This is a genomic window from Mesorhizobium sp. B2-4-2, assembly GCF_006442845.1.
Taxonomy (GTDB): domain Bacteria; phylum Pseudomonadota; class Alphaproteobacteria; order Rhizobiales; family Rhizobiaceae; genus Mesorhizobium.
Genome location: NZ_VFVM01000003.1, coordinates 455,901 through 470,941, shown reverse-complemented (window position 1 = coordinate 470,941; position 15,041 = coordinate 455,901). Strand labels below are relative to the sequence as shown.

Sequence of the window (15,041 nt, the reverse complement as noted above, 5' to 3'; positions counted from 1 at the left end):
CCGCGTCGCGCCGTCACCGTGTTTCGACTTGTGAATGAAGCGGCGCAGCTTGCGGGAAAAGATGCAGCAGTCCTGAATCGGCGCGGCGGCGCAGATGTGCCTCCACCTCGGCCCGGTCAGCACAGCCATGGAACCTGCCGCCGCAATGGTCACGCAACCGCACCAGATCAGACATGACGGGTGACATCGGCAGGCCGGCGGCATCGAGCAGGCTTGCGCTGAGAAAGGCAATATCGAGCGACGCCATATCGGGCATCGGGTGACGCAGTGGATGATGGAACGTCGTGAGGGTGTAGAAGGTGCGATAGGCGAGCGAGTCAAGCTTGGCCAGCGCGTCACTGCCTGCGGTCGCATCGACAAACGGCTTGGTTGCCGAGGACTGGTGGTCGCCGAATTCGAGCACCACGGCGCCGCGCGTGCCGGCCTCCGCTTCCCGTTGCTTAAGAAAATCCTGAAGGTCGCCGCGCGCGATCGCCATGCGGCGCAGATATTCGCCGACCTGGAAATCGTCCGCGAAAGGCTCGCCTTCCATCTTCAATCCCGGCTCCATCCGCCCCTCATAGGGCGAGTGCGGAAACATGGTCTGGATTTCGAGGAACAGTGGCCGGCCGTCTTCCCGGCGGTGCCTGGCGATGAATGCCTCCGCCGCGTGATAATAGAAACGGTCGCGCAGATGGTAGAAGGGCGCGGCGATATCCTTGATGTCGAGGACGTTCTCGAACCCGATCGACTTCAAGAAAGGCCCCTCGTTGACGAAGGTAAAGTCCATCGGCGTCATGACGGCCGTTCGATAGCCGCAGCGCGCCAGCAACTCCGGCAACGCGCCGGCGACCTTATCCTGTAGCGTGATCGTCAGATAGGGACTTCGCCAGCCGAAATCGGTGGCCGAAACCCCGGTCATCAAGGACAAATTGCTGATCCAGGTGCCGCCGCCGAACGTCTCGACCTGCATCGGGCGGGGCTCGCCGGCGGCAGGTGCAAATCGCTGCAGGAATCCCGCGCCGCTGGCGATCTGCGGAAAATAGCTTGGATCGGACTGGCTTTCGCTCAACACGAAGAAAATATCGGGAAGCGCTGCCCGGTCGCCGCAGTCGACCGTGTCGGCGAAGGGTGGCTGTGGCGCGACGGCCTGCAGCCGCTGCTCGAACGCCGGCTCGACGACCAGGTTGCGCAGATCCATCAGTGAGATGAAGAAGGCCGACATGTGCCGGCCCTGCATATAGTAGAAGTACCGGTCCTTCGAAGCCTCGGCGGGAAAGGTCAGCGGCACCAGCGTGACGAGGACGGCCAGAAGCAGGGCGCGCGCCGATGCGGGCCAGCCAAGCTTCCGGTCGGCGCGAAAGATCAGGATCACTGCGGCGATGCCAAGCACCAACGCCGCAGCGACAGGCAGGATGAGGTGGAGATAGGAGCCAAGCAGGAAGCGATACACTCCCGGATCCGTGGACACGAAGATCGTGTCGTAGAAGTGCAGCGAGAACCCCTTCATCCGGAACTTGACCGCCGAGATCAGCGTCACCAGGGCAACGGCCATCCAGGCGAGATAGACGGAAAAGGCGAGGCGCCCCGATGTCAGGAACACCGCTCCCGCGAGCGCCGCCACCAATGTCAGCGAGAACGGCACCGACAGCCATTCATGCTCGGCCCGGCCGGCACCAAAAACGCCCGCGAGGCTGATCAGCACCAACGCCAGCGGATGGCAGAAGGCCCGCAAAGGCCCTTGAAGTCGAGATATGGCTTTCCCCACGAACATGTCTGTGCGTTCCTTTGGGGGAGCTTTGTGTCATTTGCCGCTTTCGAACAATTCCATAGTAAATTTAACCTTAATCGCCATGTGCGATGGGAATTCAGACGACCAGATCGCGCATCGGCTTCACCGCCGCGGCCTCCGGGAACACCTTGTCGACGAGCACCGCCGCCGAAAGCCCGAACTGGTCGGCGAACAGGCCTTTCAGCACCGCCCTGACATCGCTGGTCGGCGCCAGGTCGCGCTGGTCGTAGAGCTGGGCCGGCTTCAGGCCCGGCCAGTCGGCTATGATGCGGCCGCCCTTGATCGCGCCGCCGGCGAGCAGCACCACCGACCAGGGCGGCGTCCGGCGGCATGGAGCCTTTGGCCGGGATAGCCACGTCAGCTCTCCTTGTTCAGGCCCAGCGCGGCGCATTGTCCCGTTTTCGGCGCGATGCGCTCAGGTCGGATCGGTTACTGCGGTCGAGGGGGCCAGGCCGGTGAAGCGCCTGGCCCCGCGCACGCTTACCAGTGACGCCAGCGGTGCCAGACCCGATGTGGGTGCCAGACACGATGGGGGTGCCAGACGTGGAAGACCGGGCCGGGCCGGTAATAACGCTGATACACAACCCCCCGATTGGGCACGCAGCGCCCCCAGTGGTTGGGATGCCAGCCGGGGCCGCAACCCCATGCCACATGCTCGATCAGCGCCGGGGCGCTTGGCTGGGCCAGCATCGGCGTGGCGGATGCCGCCGCAACGGTCGCGGCCGTTCCGGTCAAGGCAAGCGCGGCGGCGGCCGCGTATTGTGTCAGACGGTTCATGACGATACTCCAAATGGTCTCGAAGTTGAAAACCTGTTCGCACCAGGCGGTCCGGCAGGTGTGCCCTTCTTGCCTTAAACGGCGGCTTCGGCGCATTCCGTCGGTGCTTATGGCGATTTTTTTGGCGCCGGCGGCAACGCGGCGCGTCTTGTCAGCGCCTCAGCCAGCACGGCGCGATCCTCGGCCGAACTTGCCGCGGCAAACTCGACGATGCGCTGCTCCAGCCGCATGCGCATGGTGACGTCGGCGTTGCGGGCCCGCTCGAGCGCGGCCGTCAGCGCTGCCGTGTCGAGGGTGGGCTGCCGCAGCAGGTCGGCGGCCTCGCGCCTGGCCTGCTGGCCGTCGAGGATGACCTGGCGGGATTCGCGCCGGACCTCACGCAACGCCTTGCGGAATATCCTGCGTTCCTGGTCCGGAAGCCGGCCTCCGGCCGCTTCCAGCGAATAGCCCTGGCCCGCCTTGCCACTTCTCAGCCAGACGGCCCCGCCGGCAAGGGCGCCGGCCAGGAAGACGTTCAGCGCCACGGACGCGATGAGGAGCTTGCGGCCCGTGCTCATAGGTTTTCCTCGATGGTGTCGTCGGGACCGGCATCGCCGAACGCCGTCGCATTGGCGTCCAGCACATACTGATCGGGCTGAACCTCAGGCGTGGCGACGATCACCAAAGCCGATCCGGCAACCGCGCCGGCCAGGCCGATGCCGGCAAGTCCCAGTCCCAGCCACCACAAGCGCTGGCGCCAGCGTTGGGCAAGATGACCGTCGGCAGCCCTCACTATGCCGCCGTGCAGCGCTTTGCCGGGCGCTTCGACGCGATAGCTGTCGAGCAGGGCGTCGAGCTTGCCGGCATCCCTCAGAATGGCCGCGCCCGCGTCGCTTGCGGCAAGGATGCTGCCCGCCGCGCGTTCGGCCTGTGGCCATCGCCGCAAGTCGCCGCCATAGGCTGACGCCAGCGCGGCAAAGCGTTCGGCATCCATCGTCGGTGCGTCCCTGGATCGGTCAGACATCGGTCTTTCCCTTGCCTGTTGGCCCCTTGCCCGCTGGCATCGCGTGCCCGCACGGCGCTGCGATCATCGGAGCCGGCTGCCAGGCGGTGTCGGCAAGGCGCGAACGCTGCGCTTTCATGGCGGCGCGGTTCTCATTCATGGACATCGTCCCTGGCCAGGATCGCCTGCAGCGCCCTGCGCCCGCGCGAAAGCAGGCTCTCCAGGGCATCGACGCTGATCTCCAGGGTCGTGGCCGCCTCGATGTTCGACATGTCCTGATAGTAGACCAGGATGATGGCTTCGCGCTGCCGCGGCGCGATGGCTCGCAAGGCCTGTTCGACGCGCCACGTGTCTTCCCGCGGCTGGGTATCCGGAAGCGGCGCCGGGTCTACCACCTCCGGCAGATCGTCTGTCACCCATTCGCGGCGGCGGCGCAGCCGGTCGTAGCAAAGGTTCAGCGTCACCCGGTGGATCCAGGTGTCGAAGCGGGCATTGCCGCGCCGCCAGCCCGAGGCATGCCGCCAGATTCGGACGAAGGTCTCCTGCGCGACATCCTCGGCTTCCGCCGCGTCGCCCAGCATGCGCACGGCAAGCGCCAGGATACGCGGCAGTTTGCGCGCGACGAGCGTTTGCACGGCCGCCGGATCGCCGGCGCCGATACGGCGAACCAGCTCCTCGTCCGGATCCGCGCTCATCGGCTGGCGCACCCCTGATGCTCATCGCGTGCCATTACCCCCGTTCATTGCTCCGTCTTGGGAGCGGTTTTGTGGCCCGGCATTTCGTCGACGCTCAGAACGCCGTCGCCATTCTTGTCCAACCTGGCGAAGCGCTCGGCGAAGAAGGCATCGAGTTCGGCGCGGTCGATGAAGCCGTCATGGTTCGAGTCGGCGCGCGCGAAGGACTGTGTCGGGTCGCCCTTGGTGCCGCGCTTTGCCTGGAGGGCCTCCCATTCCCGCAGGCTGATCTTGCCGTCGCCATCCGTGTCGGCGGCCATGATCGCCTTCTCACGCCGCTTCTGGAATTTGGCCAACGTGATGTCGGGCCTGGTCTTTGACGCGGCTGGCGCGGCAGCGGGAGGCGGTGCAGAAGGGGACGTCGCGGCCGGAGGCTGTGTCGCCGTCTGGGCGAACGCCGTGGCGGTCAGCAGGCTCAAGGCAGCGGCAAGGATCGAACGGCGTATCATGCTGGCGTCTCCGGTTAGCGCGCTGCCATGGCATTGTGCCGTGGCGACGCTTCTCCCGTTAAACGCAGCGGCGGTAGAAATCCGTCGGTGACTTTTGTGCCGGCAGGCGCATGCCGCAACAACGCGCCCGATCGGGCGCTGCTTGCGCCATGTTCGAACCCTTCAGCCGAAGGGCAGGAACTAGAGCAATTCCAAGAAAAGTGTGTACGGTTTCCCCGGGAAAAGCGCGTAGCGCTTCCCTATGGAATTGCGTAAAAACAAAGAGATAGAGCGTTTCGCCGCTTCCGCGAAGCGGTGAACCGCTCTATGTCGATTGGTCCGCCACCACCAGCTGGTCCGGCTTGAAGCCGGCATGCTGCGGGGTCCATACATCGCCCTCGCGGTTGAACCAATGGCACATATATGTGCCGGAGGCGGCACCGTCGCTTATCGTCATCTTCGGGCCTCCGGACTTCAGCTTGACGACGTCTCCGGTCTTGAAACTGTTGGGCATTTTGACCTCCCATGCTGACGCCGGGAGTTTCACATCAAACCTCGGTCTCGACAATGGCGGATGCATTCGGCCAGCATCGCGATCCACAGTGCCAGGCGGCGTTTTGAGGTCGGGTCTCGGTCGCAGTTGCAGATTCGGTCGCAGTTGCAGCAATGTGTCTTGCCGTTTGTTGTCGAAATTGGATGTTGAAATTCCTGTTCGGCTGGTGGAGATTGATCCTCTGCTGAGTATTGAGCGCGGCTATCGCTTCGGCGATGCTGCCGATCTGGCACCATGAGTTTCGGACGGAGTTCTATCGAACCGTGATCAGAAGCAACAAACAACAGCAACCCGCATGCAGTCTCGTGCCGAATACAGTAGAGTTGCGACATTGAGTGAGAGAGGCTTGAAGCGCTTGGGGAAAAGCGAAGGGTTCCCATCAGAGCGCCGGAGGAAATGATTCGTCACGTTATGGTTGCTGCCTGCCCCAACGATCAAGCCGCTGATCAACGCCGGCTGGCAGGGGGGAGTACATGCCCGGGAAAGCATTGAGAGGAGGCCGGTTTGGCGAAGGCCAAGGGGATCGCTCTGGAGATTGCAGAGCATAGCGCAGCGAATCCCGATGCACAGAAGCCGCTGCGCAAGCGCTTGTTCGATCACCCGCTTCTCGTGGTTAAGCGGAAACTGTTATATCGCCTGCTGCACCCCCAGGCGCCACGGCACCCTGTGCCGCTTACAAAGCCGGTCCTCGTCGTGGGCTCCGCGCCGGTCTCGAACCCGCCGGTGGGTTTTCAGCGCGATGCTTTCACACTCTTTACCGTGAATGGCTCGCAGACCGTGACTGCCCGCTGGGGGATGGGTACTCCTGACGCGACATTTCTTTACGTCAACCAACTTGACGCGACCAAGCCCAACGCTGTGGCCGTGCGCGCCGTCTTGACCGGCCAGGAGACCGATCTGCTCTGGATTGTGCGTGCACACCGCACGATGGAGGAATTGCGCTGCAACATCGCGGCCTTCAACTACCGCTGTCGCGACCTGCGCACGATGACCCGTCACCAGCGCATGGCGCTCTACGAAGCAGTGATGGGTGTGCCCAATTTCGAGATGCATCTGGAGGAGAAGTTCTCGACCGGGATCACGGCGGTCCTTTACGCCTTGCATAACGGCGCGCCGGCCGTGATCATCACGGGTATTGACCCAGGTTCGCACGGCCATGTGTACAACAAACTGAACATCGACCGGATGCACGTCGGTTCCGACCGTGCCACCCTGCTGGCGCTGTTGGCGCTCGGTTTCCCCCTTTATACGAGCGATCCGCACGTGGCGGACTCGCTCGGTCTGCCACTCTGGACGGGCCAGGCCAGGAGATGTGAGGTCCAATAACAACGGTCGATGTGGCTTGCTGGTGAGCTGTCTCAAATGTGAGTGCGACGACCCGCTCGACAGCTCCGTCGTGAAGAGGTGCGATGCCGGTTGCTTGGCACTTGTCGCGCAAAAACACCATCGACACCTTCAGAGATGAAACGCTCGTGGCAACCCGGACACACGGCATTGCGAATGTGCTTCTGGTCTTCCGCGTGCAGTGCTGCCATGCTAGATTCGTCTAAATTCACATCAGATTATAGAACTGCCACATGATACCAATCTACATTGGCTATGATCCGCGCGAATCCCGAGTTCTGGACGTGGCGCGATGGAGCGCCTATCGGCGGACAAGCACCCCGTTGCAGATACAGCCGCTCGTGCTCAAGGACCTTGTAGCCCAAGGAATCATGACGCGACCGATGGAAGTACGTGACGGTAAGCTCTGGTGCCCGATTTCCGAGGCGCCGATGGCGACCGAGTTTGCCATATCGCGCTTTGCCGTTCCGTTCATGGGGCAAAGCGGCTGGGCCATGTTCTGCGATTGCGACGTCCTGTTTCTAAAGGATCCGGTCAAACTGCTCGATCTGCTCGATCCTTCCTACGCGATCATGGCGGTCAAGCACCAGCAACGCGAATCCGAAGCGGTCAAGATGGACGGACAAACGCAGACGTTCTATCGTCGCAAAAACTGGTCGTCGGTCGTTTTATGGAATCTGGATCATCCCGCCAACAAGCGGTTGACCAAGGAGATGCTCAATACGTGGCCCGGACGTGACCTCCACGCCTTCAAATGGCTTGAGGATCACGAGATCGGCGAGTTGCCCCTGGCATGGAACTACCTCGTCGGGGCTTCGGCTTCCGAACTCGATCCCGCCGATGTCTCGCTGGCGCACTACACGCTCGGCGGCCCTTGGTTTGCGGGCTGGTCCGGGACCACGCAATGGGACGAATTGTGGAGCCGGGAAGAGAGCATCCTGCGCGCGTTTGAGGAACAGGCGGTCCAGATTCCCGGATGAAAACTCCGCTTTCGGATCTCTTGCCAGCCTTCTCAAAGCCAATTCTTCGCCTGCCCAGGGCCACGGGGCCCGCCTTGGTGATGGGGTCGGCGCCGAATTTTCGCCTCCCGCAGGGATATGATGCCGATTGGGCACTTGTGACCGTCAATGCTTCCCAGCTTTTGGCGGAAACCGTCGGCCTCCCCGTTCCCGATATCGCCGTGATCCGCCGCGGCATTTTCGTCGATGCCAGCGAGCAGGATTTCTACAAGCGTGATTTGTTAAACGGACGCCAGGCAAAGCACCTGATCATCCCGGTTTGGCCTGATGTCGAGGACAAGCTGAAAGCCGGTTGTCGCACCTTCAACTATCGTTATGAAACCTTGCAGGCGCTTACCAAATGGCAGCTTGCCAACGTCGTCTGGCAGCTTAGCGGCAAGTATCATATGTTCCGCGGCTGGCACCGGAAAATCTCCACCGGGGCCTTCGCGATCATACTGGCGCGTTTCGCCGGTTTCGCCCCTGTGGTGGTCAGCGGTTTTTCCCTGTCCCAGGCCGGGCATGGATACGACACCCGAAATGCCTTTCGATATCACGCCAACGAAGATGCGGATCTGCTTCGACGGGTGGTGAGAAGAGGCGAACCGATCTACGCGGAGGACAAAGAATTCGCTGCGGAAAGTGGATTGCCCTTGTGGCAGGGACATATGCCGTAAGGACGACAGCAGCAGGCCGATGACGAATGGCGCAGATACTCGCGCAGTATACGGCTTTGCTTAGCAGTTTCTTCTGGACGTCAGCGCGCAACGCCTCTCGCCAAGCGCCGGGCTTTCAACTTCACGATCTGAGGCATGAAGCGATATTGGAGATTGTTTGAGCTGGGTCTGACGGTGCCAGAAGTCGCCTCGATCTCTGGCCACAGGACGCTTGCCCCGTTGATGAAGGTATCTCCTAATACGATATGCTAACCGCCTCGATATAGAGCGCGTCCAAATCGGGCAACCAAATATCGAGAGCGCGCATATCCAACAATACTGTGCCAAACAACTCATCGTTGACGACAACAGTCGCTGCAGTGGCGGCATACTCCGAGCTACGTTGGCACTCACGCAATAAATTTCTGACAGATCCAAGCAGCCTGTTTCTTCTCAGAACGGTGCCATCAAGTTTATATCTTTCGAGCTTATCGAAAATGTCAGAAATATTAATATGTATCTGCTGACCAATCTGAAAACGCTTCGTTGTTGCCCTGTCAGTGTCGTTAAGAGAAATCACATCGACAGTGGTTTTGCCTTTTTGATCCTTTCCAATAAATCGATACCAATTCATATATAGATGATTTCTTGGCTCATCATCATAAGGATTTATTATAGGTTGATTAACTACGTCATGTGTAGATTTACTGACGTTGCAGCGCTTGCATGCCGGAAGCAGATTGTCCCATTGGACAACCAGGTCAGGAAAATCATTCTTATTCTTGAAATGCTCCACCTCCATGTACTTACTTTCTTCGTCGATCTTGCATTCGCAGTACGCACATTTATCGGCGGATGAAGACAGTAAAGGCTGAGTGATCTGTGGTTTTCGCCAGACAGATTCCTTCGTCGCTTTGAACTCGCTTGTAAGTTCCGTGACTTTTGCATTCGTAAGGTAGGCTGGTGCGGCTGATCGAGTGAGGCGAATCATGGTCAGTCCAGCCTGATTGAAGCCATCTGAAGGCGGAGAAGCTTCCTTAACTCGTTTCCTGGATGGAGCATCTTATCGAGCCGCTCAAATGCTGTCTCTGCACCGCCAACGTCGCCTTCGTCTACGGCTCCGTTAAATGCCTTGATGCTTTCTTCAAACTGCTCAGTTCTTGTGTCGGACATACCCATCACGTCGGTTAGAACCTCTTCAATCGTCCACCCCCTGAATCCAAACTCGGCGTCAGGAATCTGACGTCTGACCGTACGACCGTCATCGTCGCTTCCGAGCGCTATTACCTCTTTCGGATTAGCAGCCTGAATGATGTGCGGACTATGGGTCGTAGCTATGAACTGACATTTAGGGAAAATTGACGTCAATATCCCTGGTAATTTCGCTTGCCAATCGGGGTGAAGATGAAGTTCTAGTTCGTCAATAAGAACGACCCCATCGAATTCATTTGCCACGATGTGAGGTTTTTTGAACCGAAACTCAATCTCTTTAATGATGCCGAATACGATAGATAAAGTTGACTTAAATCCAGACGATAAATATTCGAAATATATCTCACCGCGAGGGCTGTTGATCATTATGTCATTAGTATCGGCAGCAACTCTATGGAACTCATATGCTCTATCAAGTATTTTAAAGCAATTTACTGCAAGCATATAATTCGACATTTGCTGATTTGATAACGAATTTGAATGTGCGGCCCACATATGTCTGTTTACAAACCATTGCTTAAAGTCGAAGGTGCTGATGCCGTTCCTGGCCTCTTCGAATATTGTATTAGGGTTTTTCTCAACGTCCGCTTGTATGGCATTCAAAGCATAATACGAAAAAGAGCGTTCAGCCTTGAGTGAGAAAAGTTTGTTGGCATTCTGATGCAGCCCTAGAACTGGAGATGTCTGCATAGGGCTGAAATCGCGGACCGTAATCACATGTGGTACTTCGGCACTGTCAATATCGGCAACTATTTCGACCGATCCTTCCGATGAAAGCGCGTTGCGTTTTAATATTTGAGATTGGAATGAGAACGAATGTGCCACGCTCTCTAAGACCGTTGTCTTTCCGACACCATTCGGGCCACACAATATGTTCATGCCGGGGGAGAAGGACAGCGAGAGGTCTCGTATCCCGCCGACGTCTTTTATTTTGATAGATTTTACCCGCATCGCATTCACCTTTTGGTGTCGAGCTAAACCCGGACTGCCCTGTCTGCACGGGTCGATCTATTACCTTCTCTTCACTCCCCGCGCAAATGTTGTACCCGCGGCGCGCCCAAGGATTGCCGTAATCGCGTCGCGACGACCCTGTGGAGGCGCTAGATTGCTGTAAGCAACTGATTTGTCAGTGCTTTGGGAGTAGGGAGCACAGGCGATTAGGAAGGTTTTGGTGCCGCTTGCGTGACTCGAACACGCGACCCCATCATTACGAATGATGTGCTCTACCAACTGAGCTAAAGCGGCCCGGGAAGCGTTAGGCCTCCAAGATGGGCTGGGTGATAGACTCAACCGACGGCGAATTCAAGATGGGCGATCGCGAATTCAGGATGCGGCCCGGCAATTCGTGTTGCGCGTCGTCCCCCCCGACACATCGCCGACAAAGCCGGCTGCCACGCCCTTTACCGATCGGCCGGGACATGGCGCTTGGCCGGTGCCTCCGTACCGGCAAAGATCAATGAAGCATGTTGATTTCGTTGCCGGAATACCGCCAAGATGGACTTTGGACACTCCAACGAGGCAGAATGCGGACGCTCGCCCGTTGATTGATTGGTCGGCTGCGGCTAACGATCATGCCGAGGTTTGGGCAACGCACAGAGGGATCTCGCTTGGACGCAATCGAAAAAGCGATCCGGAATGCCCTCGAAAGAGGCAATGCCGAGGACCGCGCGTACCGCGAGAAGGTCTATCGCTCGGCTTTCGCCGCGCTCGACCGTGCGCTCCAGGCCAATCCCGGCGTGACGGTGGAACTCGCCATCAAGCGCCGTAAGGCGATACAGGCCAAGATCACCGAAATCGAATCCGAATTCCTGCCGGCGGTGCCGGATGCCGCTCCCCAGGCTGTATCCGATGCACCGGCGGTCGAGCTTCCGGCGAGCCCGGTCGCACCCGCCGTAACCGGCGAGAGCGCCGCACCTCCCGCAGTTTCCCTCGACGAGCCTGCCCAGCCGGCCGCCGATGCGCCGCGCTCGCGCGTCTTGCCGGTCGTTCCAGACATCATGCCCGATGCGACCCTTCCCGGCGTGCCGTCCATCGATATGTCGGCTCCTGCTTCGTCCGAAGCCACGGCTGAAGTGGCGCCCGATCGCGACGAGAGGCGCATCAGGGGCCGGCGCCTGCCACTGACCGCCATCTTCCTCACCGTGACGCTGCTCGCCGCGGTCGGCATCGGCCTGTTTTTCGCCATGCAGACCGGCGTGTTCAAGACCCAGGCCCAGCTCGACACCGCGCCGCCCGAAGCGCCACCGACCGTCGAGGATGACGATTTCACGCCGGCGGATGGCGAGACCGGGCCGGAAAAGCCTGGCGCTGCCGATCAGGCGCGCAACTGGATCAACGTGTTTTCGCCCACCGACCCGGCGCATGTCAGCGCCCCGTCGGATGCCAAGGCGGAAGCTATGAAGGACGATTCCGGGCCATTCCTGCGCATCCAGTCCGGCGCTTCCGGTTCGGCGATCAGCTTCGATGTGGGGCAAGGCGTGCTGGAGAAGCTCGCCGGCAAGCATGCCGTGTTCGATATCGTCGCCCGCGCCGAGGATGGCAAGGACACGCAGATCTCCATCGACTGCAATTTCGGCGAGCTCGGTGATTGCGGCCGCAAACGCTATGCGGTCGGCCAGCAGCGCAACGAATATCTGTTCGACGTGAAATTCCCCGACAAGCGGCCCGGCTCGGCCGGAACGATCGCCATCAACTCCGATTTCGACAAGGAGGGCAAGGCGGTCAACATCTACGAGATCCGCGTCTCCATCGAGCCTTGAGCGCCGGCACCGGAGAGGGTGCGATCAACGATCGAGCAGCGCCTGCAGCGTTTCGATGCGGTCGGCCTCATTGGCGGGCTTGTCCCAGCGCAGCCGCGAGATGCGGGGGAAACGCATGGCGACGCCGGATTTGTGGCGCGTCGAACGGTTGAGCCCTTCGAAGGCGACTTCCAGCACCAGCCCGTTGTCGCGGTCGGCGCGCACCGAACGCACAGGCCCGAAACGCTCGATCGTGTTGTCGCGGACATATTTGTCGATCTGCCTCAATTCCTCGTCGGTGAAGCCGAAATAGGCCTTGCCAACCGGCACCAGTTCCTCCTCGCCTTCCGCTCCGGACCAGACGCCGAACGTATAGTCGGAGTAGAAGCTCGAGCGCTTGCCGTGGCCGCGCTGGGCGTACATGAGCACGGCGTCCACCGTGTGCGGGTCACGTTTCCATTTGAACCAGGGCCCCTTCGGCCGGCCGGCGACATAGGGCGAATCCCAGCGCTTCAGCATCACGCCTTCGATGATCGGGTGCGGCGGCGCCCGGCGCAGTTCCTCCAGCGCCTGCCAGTCCGAGAACGCGACGAATGGCGAAAGATCGAAGCGGCTCGGGTCGAGCGTTTTCACGAAGTTTTCGAGGCGGACGCGCCGCTCCCGGAAGGGCAATCCCCGCAAATCCTCCGCGCCGACCTGCAAAAGGTCGTAGCAACGCATGAAAGCCGGATATTGCTGCTGCATCTTCAGTGACACCGTCTTGCGGTTCAACCGCTGCTGGAGATCCGAGAATGTCCCTGTCGCTTCCCGGGGATCGCCGACCAGCAATTCCCCGTCGAGCGTGGCCGAGAAAACCATCGCCTCGGCGAGGTCGGGAAAGGCGCCGGAGACATCGTCGCCGGTGCGCGAATAGAGCCGGCGGATGCCGCCTTCCGACACCGCCTGGACGCGGATGCCGTCCCATTTCCACTCGGCCACGTAATCGGCGGGGTCGAGCCTGTCGAGATCGCCGTCGCCGACCGGGTTGGACAGCATCACCGGCCGGAACAGTGCCCGCGCGGCCCTCTCGGGCTTTGCGGCCTTGCCTTCCAGCCATGCGAACAAGGCTGTGTACGGCGGCGACAGCCCGTGCCAGAGTTCCTCGATCTCGGCGACGTCGACCTTGCCGAAATCCGCCAGTGCCTGCTTGGCCAGCCGCGCCGACACCCCGATGCGCAACCCGCCGGTGACCAGCTTGATGATGGCGAAGCGGGCCGAGATGCCGGCACTGTCGAGCAGGTTTGACAGCACTTTCGGCCCGTCGGAGCGGCTCGCCGCCTGCAGCTTCGCGACCACCTCACCGAGCGTCGGCTCACGGTTCGGTATGGTTCCGGGCGTCTGCGGCCAGACCAGCGACACGGTCTCGGCGAGATCGCCGACATAGTCGTAGGAATAGCCGAACAGCACCGGATCCATGCGTTCGGTCACCAGGGTGCGCAGCATCGCCGGCTTGATCGCGGCGATGTTGAGGTCGCCGGTGATGGCAGCCAGCGCCAGCCCGCGATCGGGATCCTCGACGCTGCGGAAATAATCGGTCAGCAGCGTCAGCTTGCCGTTGCGCGACGGCGTCAGCACAAGGCGGTCGAGCAGTTCGGCGAAGCGATTCATGCCATCAATCGCCCTCGTCCTCATACCCCACCAGATGCAGTGGCCGCGCAGCGATCCCTTCGAGTTCGCACCAGCGCACCAGCGCCTCCTCGCGGCCGTGTGTCACCCAGATTTCCTCTGCGCCGGTCTCCTTGATCGTGGCGGTCAGTTCGTCCCAGTCGGCATGATCCGAAATGATCAGCGGCAGCTCGACGCCGCCCTGCTTGGCGCGCTGGCGGATGCGCATCCAGCCCGAGGCGAAGCAGGAGATCGGATCGGGAAAGCGCCTCGCCCAGCGATCGGCGAAGGCGGCCGGCGGACCGACGACGATGGCGCCGGTGAAATCATCCTTGCTGGCGCTCTCCACTGTCGCCGGCTCCAGCGTGCCGAGATCGATGCCCTGGCTCTGGTAATAGTCGCTGAGCTTGGCCAGCGCGCCGTGGATATAGATCGGCCTGTCGTAGCCGGCGTCGCGCAACAGACGCATCACCCGTTGCGCCTTGCCCAGCGCGTAGGCTCCGATGAGATGCGAGCGTTCGGGGAACTGCGCCGCCGATTTCAGGAGCCGCGCGATCTCCTCCTCGTCCGGCGGGTGGCGAAACACCGGCAGGCCGAAGGTTGCCTCGGTGATGAACACATCGCACGCGATTGGCTCGAACGGCAGGCATGTCGCGTCCTGCTGCCGCTTGTAGTCGCCGGAGGCGACGATGCGCATGCCCTGATGCACGACCGCGATCTGCGCCGAGCCCAGCACATGGCCGGCCGGATGAAAGCTGATGTCGACGCCGTTGAAGGCAATTCGCTCGCCCAGTCCTGCCGTCTGTGTCGTGCCTGCAAAACCCTCGCCATAGCGAAGCCTCATGATGTCCAGCGTCTGCTGCGTCGCCAGCACCGAGCCGTGGCCGGAGCGTGCGTGGTCGGAATGGCCGTGCGTGATCAGCGCCCGGTTGACCGGCCGCACCGGGTCGATGAAGAAGTCGCCCGGCGGGCAGTAAAGGCCCTCGGGCCGGGGATGGAGCAGGTCGCTGGCGCGCATCGTTCCAAGATAGTGGCTAATTCGGGCGCGGGAAGCCTGTTGCAAGAGACTGCTGACTCGTCCTACAGCCACCCGCCGGGCAGCAGTCAGGCAACGCACTCTGAGGCCTGCGGATGCCTCTGCTGCGAAAAAGCCCCAATCGCATGCCGGATTATGTCGGGGCAGTGTCGTACGGAGGGATTTTCC

15 protein-coding genes, 1 tRNA gene and 2 pseudogenes are annotated in these 15,041 nt (G+C 60.9%); 4 read left to right on the top strand and 14 right to left on the bottom strand.

Annotation, left to right across the window (positions count from 1 at the left end):
* Positions 1-13 precede the first annotated feature (13 nt).
* From FJ942_RS09200 to FJ942_RS09165, 8 genes and pseudogenes are all read right to left on the bottom strand, one after another.
* Positions 14-1,753, bottom strand: coding sequence for a sulfatase-like hydrolase/transferase (locus FJ942_RS09200; RefSeq protein WP_224680772.1), 1,740 nt, complete (start codon positions 1,751-1,753; stop codon positions 14-16).
* Between the two features lie 94 nt (positions 1,754-1,847).
* Positions 1,848-2,078, bottom strand: a pseudogene (locus FJ942_RS09195) (hypothetical protein); the annotation flags it as partial.
* A gap of 173 nt (positions 2,079-2,251) precedes the next feature.
* Positions 2,252-2,548 carry a hypothetical protein gene (locus FJ942_RS09190; RefSeq protein WP_140738420.1) on the bottom strand — a complete coding sequence of 99 codons (297 nt, stop codon included), beginning with the start codon at positions 2,546-2,548 and terminating at the stop codon, positions 2,252-2,254.
* Positions 2,549-2,655: 107 nt separating this feature from the next.
* Positions 2,656-3,105, bottom strand: coding sequence for a periplasmic heavy metal sensor (locus FJ942_RS09185; RefSeq protein ID WP_140556769.1), 450 nt, complete (start codon positions 3,103-3,105; stop codon positions 2,656-2,658).
* Entirely contained in the window at positions 3,102-3,551 is a 450-nt protein-coding gene (locus FJ942_RS09180) for a hypothetical protein (protein ID WP_140897525.1), read from the bottom strand. Before FJ942_RS09180 ends, FJ942_RS09185 begins: the two co-directional genes overlap by 4 nt.
* A gap of 131 nt (positions 3,552-3,682) precedes the next feature.
* Positions 3,683-4,225, bottom strand: coding sequence for an RNA polymerase sigma factor (locus FJ942_RS09175; protein WP_140897522.1), 543 nt, complete (start codon positions 4,223-4,225; stop codon positions 3,683-3,685).
* 44 nt (positions 4,226-4,269) lie between these two features.
* Positions 4,270-4,713 (bottom strand): acid-shock protein, encoded by a 444-nt coding sequence (locus FJ942_RS09170; RefSeq protein ID WP_140523783.1) that lies wholly within the window; start codon positions 4,711-4,713, stop codon positions 4,270-4,272.
* 304 nt (positions 4,714-5,017) lie between these two features.
* Positions 5,018-5,206, bottom strand: coding sequence for a DUF2158 domain-containing protein (locus FJ942_RS09165; RefSeq protein ID WP_140496939.1), 189 nt, complete (start codon positions 5,204-5,206; stop codon positions 5,018-5,020).
* Between the two features lie 543 nt (positions 5,207-5,749).
* Between FJ942_RS09165 and FJ942_RS09160 the strand changes: the two genes are divergently transcribed.
* Positions 5,750-6,571 (top strand): membrane-anchored protein, encoded by an 822-nt coding sequence (locus tag FJ942_RS09160; protein WP_224671420.1) that lies wholly within the window; start codon positions 5,750-5,752, stop codon positions 6,569-6,571.
* Positions 6,572-6,581: 10 nt separating this feature from the next.
* Here the strand turns inward: FJ942_RS09160 and FJ942_RS28835 are convergent.
* Positions 6,582-6,717: pseudogene (locus FJ942_RS28835) on the bottom strand (IS630 family transposase); the annotation flags it as partial.
* 105 nt (positions 6,718-6,822) lie between these two features.
* On the opposite strand from FJ942_RS28835, the gene FJ942_RS09155 reads away from it, so the two are divergent.
* Complete coding sequence (locus FJ942_RS09155; RefSeq protein ID WP_140496937.1) at positions 6,823-7,569, top strand: hypothetical protein; 747 nt, start codon at positions 6,823-6,825, stop codon at positions 7,567-7,569.
* The gene (locus tag FJ942_RS09150; RefSeq protein WP_140897520.1) at positions 7,566-8,264 is read left to right on the top strand and encodes a hypothetical protein; all 699 of its coding nucleotides are present in this window, start codon (positions 7,566-7,568) and stop codon (positions 8,262-8,264) included. Before FJ942_RS09155 ends, FJ942_RS09150 begins: the two co-directional genes overlap by 4 nt.
* 235 nt (positions 8,265-8,499) lie before the next feature.
* On the opposite strand, the gene FJ942_RS09140 is transcribed toward FJ942_RS09150, so the two are convergent.
* The 3 genes from FJ942_RS09140 to FJ942_RS09130 all read right to left on the bottom strand — a co-directional run bounded on the left by FJ942_RS09140 (position 8,500) and on the right by FJ942_RS09130 (position 10,700).
* Entirely contained in the window at positions 8,500-9,234 is a 735-nt protein-coding gene (locus tag FJ942_RS09140) for an HNH endonuclease (RefSeq protein WP_140897519.1), read from the bottom strand.
* Between the two features lie 2 nt (positions 9,235-9,236).
* Entirely contained in the window at positions 9,237-10,406 is a 1,170-nt protein-coding gene (locus tag FJ942_RS09135) for an AAA family ATPase (protein WP_140897517.1), read from the bottom strand.
* Positions 10,407-10,624: 218 nt separating this feature from the next.
* Positions 10,625-10,700, bottom strand: a tRNA-Thr gene (locus FJ942_RS09130).
* Positions 10,701-11,062: 362 nt separating this feature from the next.
* Here FJ942_RS09130 and FJ942_RS09125 point away from each other — a divergent pair.
* Positions 11,063-12,214, top strand: coding sequence for a hypothetical protein (locus FJ942_RS09125; RefSeq protein ID WP_140897515.1), 1,152 nt, complete (start codon positions 11,063-11,065; stop codon positions 12,212-12,214).
* Positions 12,215-12,238: 24 nt separating this feature from the next.
* Here the strand turns inward: FJ942_RS09125 and FJ942_RS09120 are convergent, their stop codons facing one another.
* Positions 12,239-13,840, bottom strand: coding sequence for a cisplatin damage response ATP-dependent DNA ligase (locus FJ942_RS09120; protein WP_140496899.1), 1,602 nt, complete (start codon positions 13,838-13,840; stop codon positions 12,239-12,241).
* A gap of 4 nt (positions 13,841-13,844) precedes the next feature.
* Complete coding sequence (locus FJ942_RS09115; RefSeq protein ID WP_140496897.1) at positions 13,845-14,855, bottom strand: ligase-associated DNA damage response exonuclease; 1,011 nt, start codon at positions 14,853-14,855, stop codon at positions 13,845-13,847.
* Positions 14,856-15,041 lie beyond the last annotated feature (186 nt).